The sequence below is a fragment of the Streptomyces sp. NPDC008163 genome, assembly GCF_042956885.1.
In the GTDB taxonomy this organism is placed as follows: domain Bacteria; phylum Actinomycetota; class Actinomycetes; order Streptomycetales; family Streptomycetaceae; genus Streptomyces; species Streptomyces drozdowiczii_A.
The window spans coordinates 781,115-799,274 of record NZ_JBIBHG010000001.1; the positions used below are offsets into that span (position 1 = coordinate 781,115).

Genomic DNA, 18,160 nt, shown 5'->3' on the forward strand with positions numbered 1-18,160 from the left:
TTCGGTTCCTGTGCGAGCCGATCCGGCCAGGTCCGGGCTCAGGAGGCCAGCCACAGGTCGGGGCCGAACACCTCGTAGTGGATGTCGGAGGCCGGGACGCCCTGGGCGAGCAGCTGGGTGCGGACCGCGCGCATGAAGGGCAGCGGGCCGCAGAGGTAGGCGTGCGTGCCCGGGAGGACGGTGAGGCCGCTCAGGTCCACGAGCCCGGTGCGGTCGGCGGGGTGGCCGTCGGCCGGGTGCTCGTACCAGAAGTGGGCGGCGGCGTCGTGCAGCTTGGCCGTGAGCGCGGTGTGGTCGGTGCGCAGCGCGTGGTCGGCGGGGGAGCGGTCGCCGTGCACGACGGTGACCGGGGCGCGGTGCTCCGACTCCGCGAGGTGCTCCAGCATCGACAGGATCGGGGTGCAGCCGATGCCCGCGGACGCGAGCAGCAGCGGGGCCTCGCCGGACTTCAGCACGAGGTCACCGTACGGGGCCGAGACCCGGAGCCGGTCACCGGCGCGGACCTCGGCGTGCAGGTGGCGGGAGACCTCGCCGTCCGGGGCGTCGTTGCCGTGCACCCGCTTGACCGTGATCGAGCGGAGCGCCGAGCCGGGCGCGCCGGAGAGGCTGTACTGGCGGATCTGGCGGGCGCCGTCCGGGAGTTCGACCTGTACGGAGACGTACTGGCCGGGGCGGAAGGCGGGGGCCGGCGAGCCGTCGGCGGGGCGGATGCGGAACCGGGCGACGTCGTCGGTCTCCTCGGTGCGCGAGACGACCTCCCACGCGCGCCAGACATCTCCGGCCACGACGCCCTGCTCCGCGTACAGCCGCTCCTCGGCGGCGATCAGGGCGTTGGCCATCAGCCAGTAGACCTCGTCCCAGGCGGCGGCGACCTCGGGGGTCACCGCGTCGCCCAGGACCTCGGCCATCGCGGCGAAGAGGTGGGTGTGGACGACGTCGTACTGGGCCGCGGTGACCCCGAGCGAGGCGTGCTTGTGCGCGATCCGGCTCAGCATCACGTCGGGGCGGGTGCCGGGCTGCTCGACCAGCTGGGTCGCGAAGGCGGCGATGGAACCGGCGAGCGCCTGGCGCTGGGCGCCGGACGCCTGGTTGCCCCGGTTGAACAGGTCGCGCAGGAGCTCCGGGTGGGCGTCGAACAGCTTGCGGTAGAAGAGATCGGCGATGTCCCCGATGGCCGCGCCGACGGCGGGCAGGGTGGCGCGGACGGTGGCGGCGGACGACTCGGAGAGCATCGGTGACTCCTCGGATATTGAATTGGCATCTGAGATGCGCATTTAACGGCAGTGTAGGCACCGGGCCGGGGCCCGGTGCGGCGGGGGTCAGTCCCGGGGTGGCGGACCGGCGCCGAGGCCGATCAGCAGGGGGCCGGTGGGTGCGGCGGTCAACTCCGCGATGGTGAGCGGGTCCAGGGAGGCGTAGAAGGCCTTCTGTGCCTCGCGCAGGGCGCCGCGCAGTCGGCAGGCCGCGCGCAGCGGGCACGGCGTGGAGCCCTCGCAGTCGACCACGTCGCCGGGCTCCTCCAGTTCGCGGACGAGGGCGCCGACCGACGCGTTCCTGCCCGCTTCGGTGAGGGCGAGCCCGCCGCCCCGGCCCCGTCGCGCCTCGACCAGGCCGAGGTGCTGGAGGCGGGCCACGACCTTCGCGGCGTGCGAGTACGGCACCCGCATGACCGCCGCCACCTCGCGGGTGGTCGGCGGCTCCTCGTGCTTCACGACGGCGAGGCGCATGAGGACGCGCAGCGCGACGTCAGTGAACTTGGTCAGCCGCATGGCGGCCAGATTAAGTAAGTGGTATTCCGGATGCAAATTAACGTGGCTGGGTGGCATGGCGGCGGGGGTGCGTGGGCATCGCGCAGCGTTGTGCCCCGCCCAAAGCCCGATTAGTCACACTCTTTTGTGTAATGGCGTGCCCCGTCCTCGTGCTGGAAGTGTTCTTCCCGCAGGTCAGCCGATAGATCGAGAGGACGACAGATGTCCGTTGGTGAAGAGGTTCAGAACGCGCAGGTGCCGCCGCAGCAGAGTCTCGGCACGGCAGCCGCGCGGAACCTCGCGACGACCACCAAGTCCGCTCCGCAGATGCAGGAGATCACCTCGCGGTGGCTGCTGAAGATGCTGCCGTGGGTCCAGGTGCAGGGCGGGACGTACCGGGTGAACCGCCGGCTGAGCTACTCGGTCGGGGACGGCCGTGTCACGTTCGTGCAGACCGGGGACCGGGTGACGGTCATCCCCGCCGAGCTGGGGGAGCTCCCGGCGCTGAGGGACTTCGGGGACGAGGAGGCGCTCGCCGAGCTGGCCAGGAGGTGCGAGCAGCGCGAGATCCCCGCCGGTCAGCTCCTGGCCACGGCGGGCGAGGCGGCGGACCGGGTCTACCTGCTGGCGCACGGCAAGGTCGAGAAGGTCGGAACCGGCCCGTACGGGGACGAGACGGTGCTCGGGGTCCATGCGGACGGGGCCTATTTCGGGGACCACTCCCTCATCGAAGGTGACGCCGTCTGGGAGTACACGGCCCGCGCCGTCACCGCGTGCACGGTGCTCACGCTCCGGCGGGCGGACGTGCTCAACCTCGCCGAACGCTCGGATTCGCTGCGCAGCCACCTCGCCGGGCTGCTGTCCGTCCCGCAGCAGCGCACCAACAAGTACGGCGAGGCGGAGATCGACCTCTCCGCGGGCCACGTCGGCGAGGCCGTCGTCCCGCACACCTACGTGGACTACGACGCAGCCCCGCGCGAGTACGAACTCAGCGTCGCCCAGACCGTCCTGAAGGTCCACAGCCGCGTCGCCGACCTCTACAACCAGCCGATGAACCAGACCGAGCAGCAGTTGCGGCTCACGGTCGAGGCGCTGCGCGAGCGCCAGGAGCACGAGCTCATCAACAACCGCGAGTTCGGCCTGCTCAACAACTGCGACTACGGCCAGCGGCTCCAGCCGCACGACGGGGTGCCGAGCCCCGACGACATGGACGAACTGCTCTCGCGCCGGCGCGGATCCAAGCTCTTCCTCGCCCACCCGCGCGCCATCGCCGCCTTCGGCCGCGAGTGCAACAAGCGCGGACTGGTGCCGGAGAGCGTCGACATCGGCGGCCACCACGTGCCCGCCTGGCGCGGTGTCCCGATCTTCCCGTCCAACAAGATCCCGGTCAGCGACGCCCGCACCACGTCGATCATCTGCATGAGGACCGGCGAGGCCGAGCAGGGCGTCATCGGCCTCCAGCAGACCGGCATCCCGGACGAGATCGAGCCCAGCCTCTCGGTCCGCTTCATGGGCATCGACGAGCAGGCGATCATCTCCTACCTCGTGACGGCCTACTACTCCGCGGCCGTCCTCGTCCCGGACGCCCTCGGTGTCCTGGAGAACGTCGAGGTCAGCCGCTGGCGGTGAGCTACGGGGCCCGGACCCTTCGCGGTCCGGGCCCCCGGCCGCCCGCCCTCCCAGCAACCACCCACGTCCCCGGCCCCGCCGCGCCAGCGGCCGGGGCGGGGCCGCAACGACAGGGGTGACCGATTGACCATGACCCGAACAGACGCCGCGACCGAGGGCAACGAGGCCGCGGCGCTCCTTGAGTACACCCGGACCCTCGTGGACCCGCACCTGCGGGCGGCGGTCGCCTCCCTGCCCGGCTCGATCCGGCGGGTCGCGATGTACCACTTCGGCTGGCAGAACGCCGACGGCAGCCCGGCGGCCGGCGGCGCGGGCAAGGCGATCAGACCGGCGCTCGTCCTGGCGGCCACCCGCGCCCTGGGCGGCGACCCCGAACAGGCCGTCCGGGCCGCCGTCGCCGTCGAGCTCGTCCACAACTTCACCCTGCTCCACGACGACGTCATCGACGAGGACCACACCCGCCGCCACCGGGCCACCGCCTGGACGGTGTTCGGTGTCCCGGACGCCGTCATCGCCGGCGACGCGATGCTGGCCCTCGCCCAGCGGCTGCTCGCCGAGGACGGCCGGGCGATGTCGCCCGGCGCGTCGGCCCGGCTCTCCACGTGTGTGATCGAGCTCTGCGCGGGCCAGCAGGCGGACTGCGCCTTCGAGGACCGCGACCCGGACCAGGTGTCGCTGGACGAGTGCCTGACCATGGCGACGGCGAAGACCGGTGCGCTGCTGGGCTGCGCCTGCGCCCTGGGCGCGCTCTACGCGGGCGCCGACGACCGGGCCGTCCGGGCCATGGACGGCTTCGGCCGGGAGGCGGGGCTCGCCTTCCAGCTGATCGACGATCTGATCGGCATCTGGGGCGACCCGGCCCAGACCGGGAAGCCGGTCGGCGCGGATCTCAGCGCCCACAAGAAGTCGCTGCCCGTGGTGGCCGCGCTCACCGCGGGCGGCCCAGCGGCGGCGGAGCTGGCCGAGCTGTACCGGGGCGCGATGAACACCCGCGCCGAGGTGAGCCGGGCCGCGGAGGCGGTGGACCGGGCGGGCGGCCGGGACTGGGCGCAGAGCTGCGCCGCGGACCGCATGGCGCGGGCCGTGCACCACCTGTCCAGGGCGGTCCCGGACCTCTCGGCGGCGGGCGATCTGCTGGCCCTGGCCGAGTTCGTCACCCGCCGGAAGCACTGACAAGCGGGCGCCCGGCAGGAGGGGTTGAAGGCCGGCGCCGGCCAAGTGGAGGGCGGCAGGGGCGGTGTCGGTGGCAGGGGCTACAGTCCCTGCTCATGACAGATGAGTCGTGGGCAGGGTGGTACCGGGACCGGCAGGGATCGGACGCCGTCATCCTCACCACCGACGGACAGCAACTCCGCCTCCGCGTCCGGGGTGTGGACTTCGAGGGCGGCAGCTTCGACGGCCTGCGCCCGGTGGCGGCCGGACCGGCCGAACAGGAGCTGTTCGCGCTGACGGACGGCGTGCTGGGCGACTGCGTCCTGGAGTGGGACCTGCCGTTCCCCGTCCTGGCGGAGGGGGTGGAGCGGCAGGCGACCCTGAGCTGCCTGCTCTCGCTGCGCAGGCCCGACCCTTATCTGTACCTGGAACTCCGGTTCGGCGGGGCGGCCTTCGGCTCGCAGCGGGCCGAGAGCGACTTCGGGTCCGCGCTGGCGACGATCCAGCGGGAGCTGCCGCCCGGGGTACGCCTGCGGACCTGCATAGCCTGTGCGTTCTCCGATTACTTCCCGGCCCCCGACCCGGTGTCCGGCCGCGGCCTCTCCGGCGGGCTCGCCTGTTTCCGGGGTGCCAAGGAGGCGTACCGGGGCACGGCCGGTGAGCAGGACGTGCTCGGGCTGTGGGAGCGCCGGACCGGCTTCGTCCAGGAGGTATGGAGCTGCCGGGAGTTCGAGCCCCGGCCGACCGAGGGCGCCGGCACGGGCCACCGGGGAGCGTTCCCGCTCGAAACGGCCTGACCGCCCGGGCGCCGGGCCGCCGCGCACCCCTTGTGCCGTTGTCTTCACCTTCATTGTTCTACTAGCATGCGAACAAGGGAGGTTTTGATGAACCTGAAGTCCGTCGGCCGTGCGGTGCTCACCGTCCTGCCGTTCCTGCTCGCGCTCGCCGTCGACCTGCTGCTCTACGCCACCCGCCGCGACCGGCTGCCCGCCCGGCTGGCCAGCCACTTCGTGGGCAACGGCCGGGTGGACGACTACGCCGGGCGGACCTCGTACCTGGTCGCCACCACGCTCGTACTGCTCGGGGTCGGGCTGCTGTGGGCGCTGATGACGGGTTTCGGGAAGTTCGCCGGCCAGGCCCACCGCGTGATGGTCGCCCTCGGATACGCCTTCGCCGCCTTCCTCGGCTATCTCCTGGGGGCCGTGCTCCTCGTCAACGTGGGCGCGGTCGAGGACGCGCAGGGCCGGGGGCAGGACGTCCACTTCCCCCTGTGGCACATCGCCGCGGCCGCCGGGGCGGGCGTCGTGGCCTTCGGGATCGGCTACCTCGCGGCCATGCTGACACCCGTCCCCGAACCGGCCGCCGACGACCGGCCCGAGGGGGACGGCGCGCGCATCACGCTGGGCGCCGGGGAGGTCGCCGGGTGGGCCCGGGGCGCCGGGGCCTGGTGGCTGCCGCTCATCGCGCTCCTGGTCCTCGGCACCGGCGTCACCGTGCTGTTCACGGCCAGTTGGCCCGTGGCCCTGCCGGTTCTCGTCATCGGCGTGCTGCTGACGGCCTTCGCCCGCCCGTACGTCACCGTGGACCGGCGCGGGATCACCGTCTCCGGGCTGCTCCCGTGGCCGCGCGTCCGGGTCCCGCTGGACCGGATAGAGGCGGCGGCCAGCCGCGACATCAGCCCGTTCGCCGAGTACGGCGGCTGGGGGTACCGCATCCGGCCCGGGCGCAGCGGTGTCATGATCCGGTCGGGGGAGGGCATCGTGGCCCGGCTGTCGAACGGCCGCGACTTCGCGGTGACCGTGGACGACTCGGCGACCGGGGCGGCTCTCCTCAACACCCTGATCGACCAGCGCCGAACGGACCACTGACCATGCTCTTCCGGGTCGACCCCACCTCCACCGTGCCGCTCGGCGACCAGATCGCCGCCTGTGTGCGGCGCGCCGTGGCCGACGGCGCGGCGGCCCCCGGCGACCGGCTGCCCGCCGCCCGCGTCCTGGCCGCATCGCTCGGAGTCAACGTGCACACGGTGCTGCGGGGCTACCAGCGGCTGCGCGAGGAGGGCCTGATCGAGCTGCGCCGGGGCCGGGGCGCGGCCGTCGCTGACGGCGCCTCCCCGCACCGCGCCCGGCTCCTCGAACGGGTCCGTGAGACCGTCGGCGAGGCCAGGAGCCTGGGCCTCACCGCGGACGAACTGCTGACCCTGGTCCGTACCGAATACGGCACCGGCTGACCGCGCGCGGACACGGCTACGGGCCGCCCCGTCCTGCGGGGCGGCCCTCCGCGCGAGCGGAACCGGTCAGGAACCGGCGTTGGCCAGCGCGGCCGCGAAGCCGTTCTGCCAGAGGTAGTTCACCTGGTTGCGCTCATTGGCGTCCGGATACGGGTTGGTGCAGGACGGGCCGGGGCCGCCGCCGGACATCAGCTCGCTGCACGGCCCCGAGTAGTGGTCCGGCAGGCCGAGCACGTGCCCGGTCTCGTGGGTGGTGACCCGGGTCGAGTCGTACTGCTGGTTCTGGGCGTAGTCCAGGAAGATGTAGCCGTTGCCGTGGCCGTCGGTGCTGGCGTACGAGCCGCTGGGGTCGTTGCCCTCGTAGTACGAGAAGTCGGCGTTCGAACCCTCCTGGAGCCGGACGTTGGAGACCGAGCCGTTCCAGATCGACGCGCTGTTGGCTATCTGCGTGCGGAAGCTCGGGGCGTTCGCGGTGCTGTAGACGATGGTGACGGACTGGGCGCCCGGGTTGGCGGCCCGCTTCTCGGCCACCGACTTCGCGACCGCCTCGAAGAACGCCTTGTTGGCGGCGGCGCTCTCGTGCGAGTCCGAGGGGCCGGTGAACGCCACGTGGGGGGCCGTGGCGGAGGTGTCCGGAGCGGCGACGGCGGGGGCGGTGCCGAACGCGGCGGCGAGCGAGAGGCCGAGTCCGAGCACGGCCGACATGACGGTCCTGGGGTGTCTCATGTGGGGGGTCTCCTACCAGTTACCTGTCAGAGGAACCCGTCCGATGATCGGACTCGGACGGGGGCGGTACGGAGAGAGTGTCGGGGAAGCGGAGCCCGGGCGGATGATGTCAGCCGGTGATAACGCGGCCCTATCGCCCTCGTGTGCACATCTCGTGCACGTCTGCGGGCCACATGCCCAACCGGCGGTGAATTGCTCAGTTTTGACGGGATTACGGCCCATGGTGCGCCCGGACGGCCCGCCCTAATCTCGGCACCATGGAGCTTGAGGTGAGACACCTCAGGGCGCTGTGCGCCATCGCCGACAGCGGCAGCCTGCACCGGGCGGCCCGCACCCTGGGCGTGAGCCAGCCCGCGCTCACCACCCAGCTGCGCCGGATCGAGAACGCGCTCGGAGCCGAACTCTTCAGCCGCGAACGCACCGGCTGCCGCCCCACTCTCCTCGGCCGCGCCGTCCTCAGCCGCGCCCGCCCCCTCGTCGACGGAATGAGCGCCCTGGTCAGCGACGCGATGGCGGATGCCGCGAGCGCCGAGGGTCCCCGGCTGCGCATCGGCTGCACCGCCAGCCGGGTCATCGGCGGCTGGCTGCGCCGGCTGCGGCTGAGGCTGCCCGGGACCGACATCTCGCTCCGGGTCGACGTCTCCGCCCGCGCCCTGCTCCGCGCGGTCGGGGCCGGCCGGCTCGACGTGGCCTTCGTGCACGAGGTGGAGGGCTGCCCGCTCGCCGTCCCGGACGGGCTGGAGCAGCGGGTCCTGGTGGACCGCGAACCGCAGTTCGTCTCCATGGCCCGCGACCACCCGGCCGCCGCGCTGCCCGTGGTCGACCTGGCGGACCTGGCCGCCGACCGGTGGATGGTCGACCCCACGGTGGACGGCGAATGGGACGGCCTGCGCCGGATGTTCAGCGAAGCGGGGCTGGCGCCCGTGGTCCTGCACGGCGACTACCTCACCGCCGCCTCCCTCGTCGTCCTCGGCGAGGCGGTCGCCCCCTGCCAGCCCACCTCGGGCCCCCGGGACGACATGGCGATTCGCCCGCTGCGCGACGATCCGCTCGCGGTCCGGCTGCTCCTGGTCTCCCGCCCCGGCGCGGACATGACCGAGGTCTACGCGGAACTGGAGGCCGCCTACCGGGAAGCGGCGCGCCGAGTGGCCGGATACCACCAGTGGCTGCTGCGCCACCGCAGCCCGCTGGTCCTCTCCTGAGCCGAGGGCGGCCGGGCCGGGGCCTCGCTCGGGGAGTTCCCGCCTCCGGGTGATTCAGCCGAGAGCGTGGGCCGTTCCGGACCGCGCCGCGACAGGGCAGAGTCGGGGACATGAGGCTTCTGATGCTGGGCGGTACGGAGTTCGTCGGACGGGCCGTGACCGAGGCGGCCCTCGCGCGCGGCCGGCAGGTCACGGTCTTCCACCGGGGCCACCACCCGGCCCCGCCCGGGACCGCCGAGATCCTCGGCGACCGCACCGCGGAGAACGGCCTGGCCGCGCTCGCCGCCGACGGTCCTGTCTGGGACCTGGTGGTCGACACCTGGAGCGGCGCCCCCTCGGCGGTGCGCGACGCCGCCCGGCTGCTCTCCGGCCGGGCCGCCCGCTACACGTACATATCCAGCCGTTCCGTCTACGACTTCCCGGCCCCGGCGGGCCTCACCGAGGACGGCCCCGTGGTGGCGGGCGCCTCGCCGGACGCCGGCGACGACCAGTCGTACGCCCTGGCCAAGCGCGGCGGCGAACTGGCCGCCCAGGACGCCTTCGGGGACCGCGCCCTCCTCGCCCGGGCGGGCCTGATCCTCGGCCCCTGGGAGAACATCGGCCGGCTGCCCTGGTGGCTGAACCGGATCGCCCGCGGCGGCCCGGTCCTGGCCCCCGGCACCCCGGACACGGACATCCAGTACATCGACGTACGCGACCTCGCCGAATGGGTGCTCGACGCGGCGGAGCGCGGGCTGCACGGCCCGTACAACCTGGTCAGCCGACCGGGCCACACCACCATGGGCGGACTGCTCGACGCCTGTGTGCGCGCCACCGGTTCGGACGCCGAACTGCGCTGGACCCCGGCGGAGAAGATCCTCGCGGCGGGCGTCGAGCCCTGGACCGACCTGCCGGTGTGGCTGCCGCCGGGGGAGGTGTACGACACCCTCCACCAGGGCGACGTCGGCCGCGCCCTCGCGGCGGGGCTGCGCTGCCGCCCGGTCGAGGAGACCGTCGCGGACACCTGGACCTGGCTGCGCGAGATCGGCGGTACGGCTCCGCAGCGCCCCGACCGCCCCACCGTTGGCCTCGCCCCGGAGACGGAGGCGAAGCTCCTGGCGGGCTGAGAAGCCGGGCCGCCGCGCCGACGCGGCGAGGGGTTATCCACAGGCTCCGCGCCGGGGCCCGTCGCGGCGTTAGCCTCGGGCCATGGCCGAACTGCTGCACCTCACCGAAGGACCGCTCTGGGAGGCGGCGCGCGGGATCGGGACGTACGAGATGTCCACCCGCGGCCGCACCCTGCACGAAGAGGGCTTCATCCATTGCTCGCTGCCCCACCAACTCCCCGGTGTGGCCGAGCTGCTGTACGGCGCGGAGAGCCGGGCCGGAGCCGCCGACCAGGAGCTCGTGGTCCTCGTCATCGACCCGGCACGGCTCACCGCACCCCTGCGGTACGAGGCCGCCGTGCCCGGCGGCGAGGAGTTCCCGCACATCTACGGGCCGCTCCCCGTCGACGCGGTCGTCGAGGTGCGCCCCTGGCCGTCCGAGGAGGGCACCCCCGCATGAGCCCCGACCCCGCATCCGGGACCGTCGCCAGCGGTCCGCCCACCGCCGTCACCGGGGCGAGCGGCGCGCTCGGCAGCCGTGTCGCCGCCCGGCTGACCCGGGCCGGCGTCCCCGTCCGGCTGCTCGGCCGCGACCCGTCCCGGCTGCCCGTCCTCCCCGGCGCCGACCTCGCACCGCCCGCGCCCTACGGCGACGGCGAGGCCATGCGGCGCGCCCTGGCCGGGGCGCACACCCTGTTCCTCGTCTCGGCGCACGAGAGCCCCGACCGGGTCCGCGAGCACACGACGGCGGTGGACGCGGCGGTCGCGGCCGGCGTCGAACGCATCGTGTACGTCTCCTTCCTGGGCGCCGCCCCCGACGCCACCTTCACCTTCGCCCGGGACCACTGGCACACCGAGGCGCACATTCGCACCGCCGACGTCCGGTACACCTTCCTGCGCGACAGCTGGTATCTCGCCGGGCTCCCCGCCATGACCGGCTCCGACGGCGTGCTGCGCGGTCCCGCCGGGGACGGCCGGGTCGCCGCCGTCGCCCACGAGGACATCGCCGACGCCGCGACCGCCGTGCTCCTCGCGGACACCGACGCGACCGGCCCCTCGCACGACGGCCGCACCTACGACCTGACCGGCCCCCAGGCGTTCACGCTCGCCGAGGCGGCGGAGGAGCTGAGCCGGGTCACCGGACGCACCGTCACCTATGTGCCGGAGACCCGCGAGGAGGCCTACGCCTCACGGGCCGGATACGGGGCCCAGGACTGGGAGGTGGCCGGCTGGGTCACCTCGTACGAGGCCATCGCGGCCGGAGAGATGGCCACCGTCTCGGACGCGGTCCCGACGCTGACCGGCCGCCCCGCCATGGACCTGGCCGGCTATCTGCGCGAACACCCCGACAGCTACCGCCACCTCCTGCGGGAGAGCTGACCATGCGCACCGAGACCCCGTGGGGCGTCTGGGACCCGCCGCCGCTCGCCGATGCCGTCCGGCTGCTCGCCCCGCTGCGCGCCCCGTGGTGGATCGCCGGAGGGTACGCGGTCGAGCTGGCGGTGGGCCGCGCGTACCGGGCCCACGGTGACATCGACGTGCTCCTGCTGCGCCGCGACCAGGTGGAGGCCCAGCGGGTCCTGTCCGGCTGGGAATGGTGGGCCGCCGATCCGCCCGGCACGCTGCGGCCCTGGCGGCCCGGCGAGATCCTGCCCGCCGGAGTCCACGACATCTGGTGCCGGCCGGGGCCGGACGAGCCCTGGCGGCTGCAGTTCATGCTGGACGGCACGGACGGCGAGGACTGGGTGTTCCGCCGCGACCCCCGGGTCCGCCTGCCGCTGGAGCGGCTGGGACGCCGCTCGCCGGACGGCGTTCCGTACCTCGCGCCCGAGATCCAGCTGCTCTATAAGTCCAAGTCCCGGAGGCCCAAGGACGAGCGGGACTTCGACGCGGCGCTGCCGGTCCTGGACGACCACGCACGCGCCTGGCTGGCCGAGACGATCACGCTGGCCGAGGGCGCGGACCACCCGTGGGCGGCCCGGCTGCGGGGGCTGTTGGCGGGCTGAGGGCGGGGCGCTTCGGGCACCCCGCCCTCACCTCGTATACGCCCCCGCCTTCGCCGCGAGGACCGCCGCGTCGGCGGCGCGGTCCGCGGCTGCCTCGTCCAGCGGGCCGCCGCCGGCCAGCAGGCGGTAGTAGAGCGGCGCGGAGACCGCGCGGACGACCTCGTCCGGGTCCGTGCCGGACGGCAGTTCGCCCCGCTCGACGGCCTCGGTGACACAGCCGGCCCACTCCTCGACCCGGATCGCGTAGAAGCGGTGCAGCGCCTGGGCCGTACGCGGATCGCAGGTCGCCGCCGCGATCACCGAGCGGAACAGCGCGCCCTGGCGCTCATCGGTGAGCGTCTTCAGCACCAGCCGCGCGTTCGCCCTGAGGTCCCCCTCCAGCGAGCCGGTCCGCGCGCGCGGCGAGGACTGCTCGGCCATGTCGTCCAGCAGGTCCGCGATGAGACCGGTGGGCGAGGACCAGCGCCGGTACACGGTCGTTTTGCCCACCTCCGCGCGGCGCGCCACATCGGCGAGGTCGAGGCGGTCGAAGCCGTGCTCGGCGAGTGCGTCGCCGGCCGCGCGCAGGACGGCCTCCCGCACCCGGGCGGTCCGCCCACCGGGCCTCACGGTGCCGGGTTCCACACTCTCGGACGCCATAATGGGTCTCCAGTTCCATTAGTGAGCATTCCTCTGCTACGGTCACTCCATCTTAACGGAACCACGGAACCGTTTAGCTTCCGTCCGAGGAGGGACGACCATGTCCGCGCCCAGCCGCACCCCGTCACGCCCCGCACCCACCGCCTCCGTACCGCCGCCGCCCGCCCGGATGACCGGGCGCCAGAAGCTCGTCCTGGCCCTGCTCCTCGGCGCCCAGTTCATGATCGCCGTGGACTTCTCGATCCTGAACGTCGCGCTGCCCGTCGTCGGGGACGGGCTCGGCTTCGCGCTCCAGGACCTCCAGTGGATCGCCACCGCGTTCGCCCTCGCCGCCGCCGGGTTCACGCTGCTGTTCGGGCGCGTCGCCGACCTCGTCGGACGTAAGCGCCTGTTCATCGCGGGCATGGCGGTCCTGGGCCTCTCCTCGCTGCTGGGCGGCCTGGCCACCTCGCCGGAGGTGCTGCTCACCGCCCGCGTGCTCCAGGGCCTCGCCACCGCCGCCGTCACGCCCGCCGGACTCGCCCTGCTGACCACCGCGTTCAAGGAGGGCCCGCTGCGCGAACGCGCCCTCGGCCTCAACGGCGCCCTGATGTCCGCCGGATTCACCGCGGGCGCGATCCTCGGCGGGCTCCTCACCGACCTGCTCTCCTGGCGGTGGGCCTTCCTGGTCAACGTCCCCGTCGCCGCCCTCGTCGTCGCCCTGGCCCCGGCCGTCATCGCCGACTCCCGCCCGGCCGAGCGCCCCCGGCTCGACGTTCCCGGCGCCGCCGCCGTCACCGGGGGGCTGCTGCTCCTCGTCTACGGGCTGACCCAGGCCGGCGCGACGGGCTGGACCGCCCCCGCCACCCTCGTGGCGCTCCTCGCCGGGCTCGCCCTGCTCGTCGCCTTCTGGTTCGTGGAGAAGCGGGCGAAGGCGCCGCTCGTCCCCGTGCGCATCCTCAAGCGCCGCAGCGTCATCTGGGGCAACGCCACCGGGCTCATCGCCTTCGTCACCGAGACGTCCCTGGTCTTCCTGCTGACGCTCTACCTCCAGGAGGTCCTGGGCTACACCCCCCTCTCCACCGGACTCGCCTTCGGCGTCCTCGGCATCGGCACCGTGATCGGCGGCACCCTCGGCGGCCGGGCGGTGGGCCGCTTCGGCAACCGCAGGACCATCGTCGCCGGGGGAGTCGTCCAGGCCCTCGCCACGCTCTCGCTGGTGGCGCTCGGCACCTCGGGCGGCTGGATCTGGCTCCTGCTGGCCGCGACGTTCGCCGGGGGCATCGGCAACATGCTGATGATCGTCGGCTTCATGGTCACCGCGACCTCCGGCCTCCCCGACGAGGAGCAGGGCCTCGCGACCGGCCTCGCGACGATGACCCAGCAGGTCGGCATCACCCTCGGCATCCCGGTCATGAGCGCCATCGCGACCGCCCGGATGACCGCGCTCGGCGACACCGGCCCGTCCGGCGTGCTCTCCGGCGTCTCGGTCGCCGTCCTGGTCAACTCGGCCCTGGTCCTGGCCGGGGCGCTGCTCGCCGGTACGTTCCTGCGGACGCGCCGGAAGAGCTGAGCGCGCCGGTCCGGCGCTAGGGGGTGTCTTGCCGATCAGGGGTCGGACCCGGCCTTGATCGACAAGATGCCCCCTAGAGCGTCAGCCACCCGCGCATCGCCGCCTGTACGCCGGCCTGGAAGCGGGTCTCCGCCTTCAGCTCCTGCATCAGGCGGCTGATGCGTCGGCGGACCGTGTGGACGTGCACCTCCAGGCGGCGGGCTATCGCCTCGTCCTTCAGGCCGGAGGAGAGCATCGTCAGAAGCTCTCGGTCCTCGTCCGTGACCTGGGCGTTGTCGACCGAGCCGATCGGGACCGCCCGCTCCCACACCGCCTCGAACAGCGGCACCAGCGCGTTGCTCAGCAGCGCGTCGCTGACCACCAGGGCGGTGGCGGTGGGGTCGGCCGCGTCGGTCGGCGGCAGCAGCGTCATCCGGCGGTCGACGGTGATCAGTTTCGTCGGCAGGTCCATGCCGAGCCGGATCTGCACCCCCTGCGCGGACAGCTCGTTCAGCCCGCGCGCCCGCCCCTGGAAGCTCAGCCCCTCCCGGTCGACCACGGCCCGCACCCGCACTCCGCGCCGGACCGGCTCGGCCATGTTGATCGGCTCGGGCATGCCGTCCGGCTCGCTCGCGGCGTACGGGGGGCGGTCCAGGAGGGCCACCTCCTCGGTCGCGGACACCACCAGCGAGGTGACCCGCTCGGCGATCGCCCTACGCCCCCGAAGCGTCTCGATCCCGAGGGTGCGCGGGGTGTGCGAGGCGGACATGAGCTGCGCGGCGATCCGGTCCACGGAGCCGGTCAGCTCCTCCAACTCCGCCTCGCGCCGCAGTAGTTCCGCCTGGTGCAGATGGATGAGGTTGCGCAGGGCGGTGGCCGGGGCGTCCGGGACCGGCAGCCCCGAGCCCCGGGCGGGGCGGGTGAAGCCGCGCTCGTCGAGGCGGTCCAGGGCGTTGCGCAGCTGCCGGGGCGAGAGGCCGAGGCCGTGGGCGAGGGCCGCCCGGGTGCGATCGCCGCGGGTGTTCAACAGCTCCTCGTACACCCTGAGTTCGTCGGCGCCGAGCCCGAGTGCCTGCCACTGTTCGTCCAGATCAGCCCATTTCACCAGCCGATTTTCGCCGCCCCGTGCGGGCCACACAAGTGTGCACGTACAGAAGTCTGCAGGTGGAACGCATTGTTCACATCCCGCTCCGGGTCTTCCATGTCGGCATCCGATAACCGTTCCCGCCTTTGTGGCAACCGGAGGAGCACCGTGCGGACTTCAGTACGCAGACGAGCAGTTGGATCACAGGGGCGCCGCACCGGCGTCGTTGTCGGTCAGGGCATAGCCGCGCTGCTGGCCACGGCGGGCCTGATGGCCACCGCCATGCCGGCAGCACACGCCGACACCGCGGCGGCCGCCCCCGCCGCCTCCGAGACCACGCCCGGCAGCGAGACCGACGCCCCCTCGCTCGTGACCGGTCTGCACGAGGAGGTCGCCGCCACCGGCAGCGCGGCCGACGCCGCACGCGGCCACCTCAAGGCCAGGAAGAGCCGCTACCACATCGCCGACACCTCGGCCAAGGACCTGACCTCCGTCGGGACCACCACCGAGAAGGGCGGCAAGGAGACGGTCCGCCTCCAGCAGAAGTACAAGGGCGTCGAGGTCCTGGGCGGCCAGTACGTCGTCCGGATGACGAAGAAGGACGGCAAGCGCGCCGTCACCGGTACCTCCGGCAACTACTTCACCAAGCTGAAGCTGGACACGGTCGCCCCGAAGGTCTCCGAGAAGACCGCGATCGAGCGCGCGGTCGGCGCGGTCAGCGCCCAGTTCGGCGGCGGCATGCTGCGCGTCCCGGCCAAGGGCGAGAAGGCGGCGGCCGCCGAGTTCACCGGCAAGGCGGGCGACGTCACCATCCTTCCGCAGGGCACCGGCGTGCTGACCCGGCACATCACCGTCACGGGCACCAACCCGGCCGACGGTTCGCCGGTCCAGCAGGAGGTGTACATCGACGCGCACTCCGGCTTCCCGGTCATGCAGTACAGCGGCATCCAGACCTTCGGCGCGACGAACACGGCCACTGGTGCCACGGACGGCCCGGCCGCCCCCGCCGAGGCGTCCACCGCCGCGGCGGACCAGCTCGTCGTCAAGGGCAGCGGTGTCCGCTACGACGGCGAGAAGGTCGACATCAATCTGTACAAGGACACCAAGGGTGGCCTGCAGATGATCGACTACAGCAAGCGCGCCGCCGACTCCCCGTACGCGGGCCCCATGATCGCCACCTACGACGCCCGGGGCCGGGAGGCGTCCAGCGCCTCCGGCGTCTGGCCGAGCGGCATCCAGACCTTCCGCCCCGCCACCCCGGAGCTCGGCGAGGAGTACACCAACTCCGGTGCGGTGGACGCCCACTGGGCGGCGGGCAAGGTCTACGACTTCTACAAGAACCACTTCGACCGGAACAGCCTCGACGGCAAGGACGGGTTCATCTACTCGCTCGTCGGTGTCGTCAACAACGGGCAGCCGTACAACAACGCCTTCTGGGACGGCACCAAGATGGTGTACGGGCAGGGCGGCGGCGACTACCGCACCTTCTCGGCCGACACCGACGTGGTGGGCCACGAGATGACGCACGGCGTCGTCACGCACACCGCGAACCTGGTCTACGCGGGCCAGTCCGGCGCGATGAACGAGGCCATCGCCGACTACTTCGGCAACGCCATCGACCTGGAGGCCAACCACGTCTCCATGAGCGACCCGGACGCGGGCCTGCTCGGCGAGGACCTGTGCACCCATGCCGGGCCCCGCGAGTGCGCCCTGCGCGACCTCAACGACGGCGCCACCACCTCGAAGAACTTCATCGGCGTCAGCTACCGCGGCGACAACGGTGGTGTCCACCTCAACTCCACGATCTTCTCCGGCTCGCTGTGGGACATGCGCGAGGACCTGGGCGCGGAGCTCGCCGACCAGATCGTCTACCGCGCTCTCTCCGCGTACATGACGCCGCTCGACGGCTTCACCGAGGGCCGCGCCGCCGTCATCGCCGCCGCGCAGGAGCTGGGTGTCACCAAGGCCCAGCTCAACATCGTGAAGCGCTCCTTCGACGCCCACGGCATCGTCCCGGGCTGGGAGAAGGCGCTGGGCGTCGACACCGACACCATCCTCTCCAAGGTCAACATCGCGGGCACCGGCCTCGGCGCCGGCGGCGGCAAGTACGCCGTCTCCCGCTCCAACGAGGAGGGCAGCGAGCCCTACTCGGTCTGGCTCGGCAACACCAACGGCAAGGGCCAGCCGCAGCTGGTCAGCCCGAACAACGGCAACTACAACGTGTACGCCGACACGGACGGCAAGAACGTCGCGTGGGCGGAGTACGGCCCTTCGGCCGTCAGCTTCCACGTCCGCCCGGTCAAGGGCGGCATGGACAAGGTCGTCGGCGGCATCGGTGCCAACGTCAACTCGGTCGCGATCGACGGCAACTACGTCGTCTACAGCTACGTCAACCCGCGCACCGGGCTGACGGCGGTGCGTTACATCGACATCCGCACGTCGGAGACCACGGAGGTGTTCACCAACCCCGTCGGCCAGACGGCGCTTCCCTCCGTCCACGACGGCAAGATCGCCTACGCAAAGCTGTGGCCCGAGAGCGACGGCTACAAGCTCGGCGTCGAGGTCCTGGACACCGCCACCGGCAAGAAGACGCTGATGCCGATCGACCCGGCCAACGTGGGCGGCCTCGGCCAGACGGCCGTCACCGATGACGGGGTGTTCTGGATCGAGGACAACGACATCACCGACATGGGCGAGGCCGCGGTGCGCCGCGCGAACTTCGACGGTACGAACCCGATCACCGTCACCCCCGAGGCGGGCGCCGACGCTCTCCCGGCCTACCAGCTGACCGCCTCGGACGACGCGGTGACCATCACCTCGCTGCCCCTGGCCACCTCCTGGGACAACGCGACCCTGCCGAAGCTGTACCAGGTCGCCCCCGACGGCAAGGGCGGCCCGCAGCGCGTCTCCTGCAACCGCGGCGACCAGGTCTTCGGCGCGGCCGACGAAGGCGGGCGCGTCCTGTGGCTGGACGGCACGACCGGCTACACCAACCTGGTCAAGCGCGACCGCCCGGCGGGCAAGTGCTGACCTGACCCGGTAACACCTGAGCGGCCGGGCCCCTGTCGGCGGGGGCCCGGCCGCTCGTGCGATCCCACACGGATGAGCCGGCAGGGCAATCCAAGCGA

Annotated in this window: 17 protein-coding genes; 12 read left to right on the top strand and 5 right to left on the bottom strand. The window is 72.9% G+C overall.

Features of this window, described 5'->3' with window-relative positions; all coding sequences use genetic code 11:
• Positions 1-38: 38 nt before the first annotated feature.
• Both ACFZAT_RS03750 and ACFZAT_RS03755 read right to left on the bottom strand, forming a co-directional pair.
• A complete protein-coding gene (locus ACFZAT_RS03750; protein ID WP_391260258.1) occupies positions 39-1,232 on the bottom strand; it encodes a globin domain-containing protein in 1,194 nt (397 codons plus the stop codon).
• Positions 1,233-1,319: 87 nt separating this feature from the next.
• Positions 1,320-1,769: an Rrf2 family transcriptional regulator gene (locus tag ACFZAT_RS03755; RefSeq protein WP_391259456.1), complete on the bottom strand. Its 450-nt coding sequence runs from the start codon at positions 1,767-1,769 to the stop codon at positions 1,320-1,322.
• A gap of 201 nt (positions 1,770-1,970) precedes the next feature.
• Between ACFZAT_RS03755 and ACFZAT_RS03760 the strand changes: the two genes are divergently transcribed.
• The 5 genes from ACFZAT_RS03760 (at position 1,971) to ACFZAT_RS03780 (ending at position 6,759) form a co-directional block, all read left to right on the top strand.
• A complete protein-coding gene (locus tag ACFZAT_RS03760) occupies positions 1,971-3,377 on the top strand; it encodes a family 2B encapsulin nanocompartment shell protein (protein WP_391259459.1) in 1,407 nt (468 codons plus the stop codon).
• A gap of 129 nt (positions 3,378-3,506) precedes the next feature.
• Positions 3,507-4,550, top strand: a complete 1,044-nt coding sequence (locus ACFZAT_RS03765) for a family 2 encapsulin nanocompartment cargo protein polyprenyl transferase (protein WP_391259462.1) — start codon at positions 3,507-3,509, stop codon at positions 4,548-4,550.
• A 95-nt stretch (positions 4,551-4,645) separates the two neighbouring features.
• The gene (locus ACFZAT_RS03770) at positions 4,646-5,326 is read left to right on the top strand and encodes a DUF6304 family protein (protein ID WP_391259465.1); all 681 of its coding nucleotides are present in this window, start codon (positions 4,646-4,648) and stop codon (positions 5,324-5,326) included.
• A gap of 87 nt (positions 5,327-5,413) precedes the next feature.
• The gene (locus ACFZAT_RS03775) at positions 5,414-6,397 is read left to right on the top strand and encodes a DUF1648 domain-containing protein (protein ID WP_391259468.1); all 984 of its coding nucleotides are present in this window, start codon (positions 5,414-5,416) and stop codon (positions 6,395-6,397) included.
• A gap of 2 nt (positions 6,398-6,399) precedes the next feature.
• Positions 6,400-6,759: a GntR family transcriptional regulator gene (locus tag ACFZAT_RS03780; protein ID WP_391259471.1), complete on the top strand. Its 360-nt coding sequence runs from the start codon at positions 6,400-6,402 to the stop codon at positions 6,757-6,759.
• Positions 6,760-6,825: 66 nt separating this feature from the next.
• On the opposite strand, the gene snpA is transcribed toward ACFZAT_RS03780, so the two are convergent.
• Entirely contained in the window at positions 6,826-7,485 is a 660-nt protein-coding gene (gene snpA / locus ACFZAT_RS03785; protein ID WP_391259474.1) for a snapalysin, read from the bottom strand.
• Positions 7,486-7,742: 257 nt separating this feature from the next.
• Here snpA and ACFZAT_RS03790 point away from each other — a divergent pair, with 257 nt between their 5' ends.
• From ACFZAT_RS03790 to ACFZAT_RS03810, 5 genes are all read left to right on the top strand, one after another.
• Positions 7,743-8,687 (top strand): LysR substrate-binding domain-containing protein, encoded by a 945-nt coding sequence (locus ACFZAT_RS03790; RefSeq protein WP_391259477.1) that lies wholly within the window; start codon positions 7,743-7,745, stop codon positions 8,685-8,687.
• A gap of 122 nt (positions 8,688-8,809) precedes the next feature.
• Positions 8,810-9,793: an NAD-dependent epimerase/dehydratase family protein gene (locus ACFZAT_RS03795; RefSeq protein ID WP_391260261.1), complete on the top strand. Its 984-nt coding sequence runs from the start codon at positions 8,810-8,812 to the stop codon at positions 9,791-9,793.
• 82 nt (positions 9,794-9,875) lie between these two features.
• Complete coding sequence (locus ACFZAT_RS03800) at positions 9,876-10,232, top strand: DUF952 domain-containing protein (protein ID WP_391259479.1); 357 nt, start codon at positions 9,876-9,878, stop codon at positions 10,230-10,232.
• Positions 10,229-11,152: an NAD(P)H-binding protein gene (locus tag ACFZAT_RS03805; protein WP_391259482.1), complete on the top strand. Its 924-nt coding sequence runs from the start codon at positions 10,229-10,231 to the stop codon at positions 11,150-11,152. Before ACFZAT_RS03800 ends, ACFZAT_RS03805 begins: the two co-directional genes overlap by 4 nt.
• Positions 11,153-11,154: 2 nt before the next feature.
• Positions 11,155-11,778, top strand: coding sequence for a nucleotidyltransferase domain-containing protein (locus tag ACFZAT_RS03810; protein ID WP_391259485.1), 624 nt, complete (start codon positions 11,155-11,157; stop codon positions 11,776-11,778).
• 27 nt (positions 11,779-11,805) lie between these two features.
• Here the strand turns inward: ACFZAT_RS03810 and ACFZAT_RS03815 are convergent, their stop codons facing one another.
• Positions 11,806-12,417, bottom strand: a complete 612-nt coding sequence (locus tag ACFZAT_RS03815) for a TetR/AcrR family transcriptional regulator C-terminal ligand-binding domain-containing protein (protein ID WP_391259489.1) — start codon at positions 12,415-12,417, stop codon at positions 11,806-11,808.
• Between the two features lie 100 nt (positions 12,418-12,517).
• On the opposite strand from ACFZAT_RS03815, the gene ACFZAT_RS03820 reads away from it, so the two are divergent.
• Positions 12,518-13,969 carry an MFS transporter gene (locus ACFZAT_RS03820; RefSeq protein WP_391259492.1) on the top strand — a complete coding sequence of 484 codons (1,452 nt, stop codon included), beginning with the start codon at positions 12,518-12,520 and terminating at the stop codon, positions 13,967-13,969.
• Positions 13,970-14,042: 73 nt separating this feature from the next.
• On the opposite strand, the gene ACFZAT_RS03825 is transcribed toward ACFZAT_RS03820, so the two are convergent.
• On the bottom strand, positions 14,043-15,053 hold the full coding sequence (locus ACFZAT_RS03825) for a LuxR family transcriptional regulator (protein ID WP_391259495.1): 1,011 nt from the start codon (positions 15,051-15,053) through the stop codon (positions 14,043-14,045).
• 147 nt (positions 15,054-15,200) lie between these two features.
• Here ACFZAT_RS03825 and ACFZAT_RS03830 point away from each other — a divergent pair, with 147 nt between their 5' ends.
• Complete coding sequence (locus ACFZAT_RS03830) at positions 15,201-18,062, top strand: M4 family metallopeptidase (RefSeq protein WP_391259498.1); 2,862 nt, start codon at positions 15,201-15,203, stop codon at positions 18,060-18,062.
• Positions 18,063-18,160: the final 98 nt, after the last annotated feature.

Coding starts and splice junctions, on each gene's coding strand:
- ACFZAT_RS03750 (WP_391260258.1), bottom strand. CDS start 1,232: ATGCTCTCCGAGTCGTCCGCCGCCACCGTCCGCGCCACCCTGCCCGCC.
- ACFZAT_RS03755 (WP_391259456.1), bottom strand. CDS start 1,769: ATGCGGCTGACCAAGTTCACTGACGTCGCGCTGCGCGTCCTCATGCGC.
- ACFZAT_RS03760 (WP_391259459.1), top strand. CDS start 1,971: ATGTCCGTTGGTGAAGAGGTTCAGAACGCGCAGGTGCCGCCGCAGCAG.
- ACFZAT_RS03765 (WP_391259462.1), top strand. CDS start 3,507: ATGACCCGAACAGACGCCGCGACCGAGGGCAACGAGGCCGCGGCGCTC.
- ACFZAT_RS03770 (WP_391259465.1), top strand. CDS start 4,646: ATGACAGATGAGTCGTGGGCAGGGTGGTACCGGGACCGGCAGGGATCG.
- ACFZAT_RS03775 (WP_391259468.1), top strand. CDS start 5,414: ATGAACCTGAAGTCCGTCGGCCGTGCGGTGCTCACCGTCCTGCCGTTC.
- ACFZAT_RS03780 (WP_391259471.1), top strand. CDS start 6,400: ATGCTCTTCCGGGTCGACCCCACCTCCACCGTGCCGCTCGGCGACCAG.
- snpA (WP_391259474.1), bottom strand. CDS start 7,485: ATGAGACACCCCAGGACCGTCATGTCGGCCGTGCTCGGACTCGGCCTC.
- ACFZAT_RS03790 (WP_391259477.1), top strand. CDS start 7,743: ATGGAGCTTGAGGTGAGACACCTCAGGGCGCTGTGCGCCATCGCCGAC.
- ACFZAT_RS03795 (WP_391260261.1), top strand. CDS start 8,810: ATGCTGGGCGGTACGGAGTTCGTCGGACGGGCCGTGACCGAGGCGGCC.
- ACFZAT_RS03800 (WP_391259479.1), top strand. CDS start 9,876: ATGGCCGAACTGCTGCACCTCACCGAAGGACCGCTCTGGGAGGCGGCG.
- ACFZAT_RS03805 (WP_391259482.1), top strand. CDS start 10,229: ATGAGCCCCGACCCCGCATCCGGGACCGTCGCCAGCGGTCCGCCCACC.
- ACFZAT_RS03810 (WP_391259485.1), top strand. CDS start 11,155: ATGCGCACCGAGACCCCGTGGGGCGTCTGGGACCCGCCGCCGCTCGCC.
- ACFZAT_RS03815 (WP_391259489.1), bottom strand. CDS start 12,417: ATGGCGTCCGAGAGTGTGGAACCCGGCACCGTGAGGCCCGGTGGGCGG.
- ACFZAT_RS03820 (WP_391259492.1), top strand. CDS start 12,518: ATGTCCGCGCCCAGCCGCACCCCGTCACGCCCCGCACCCACCGCCTCC.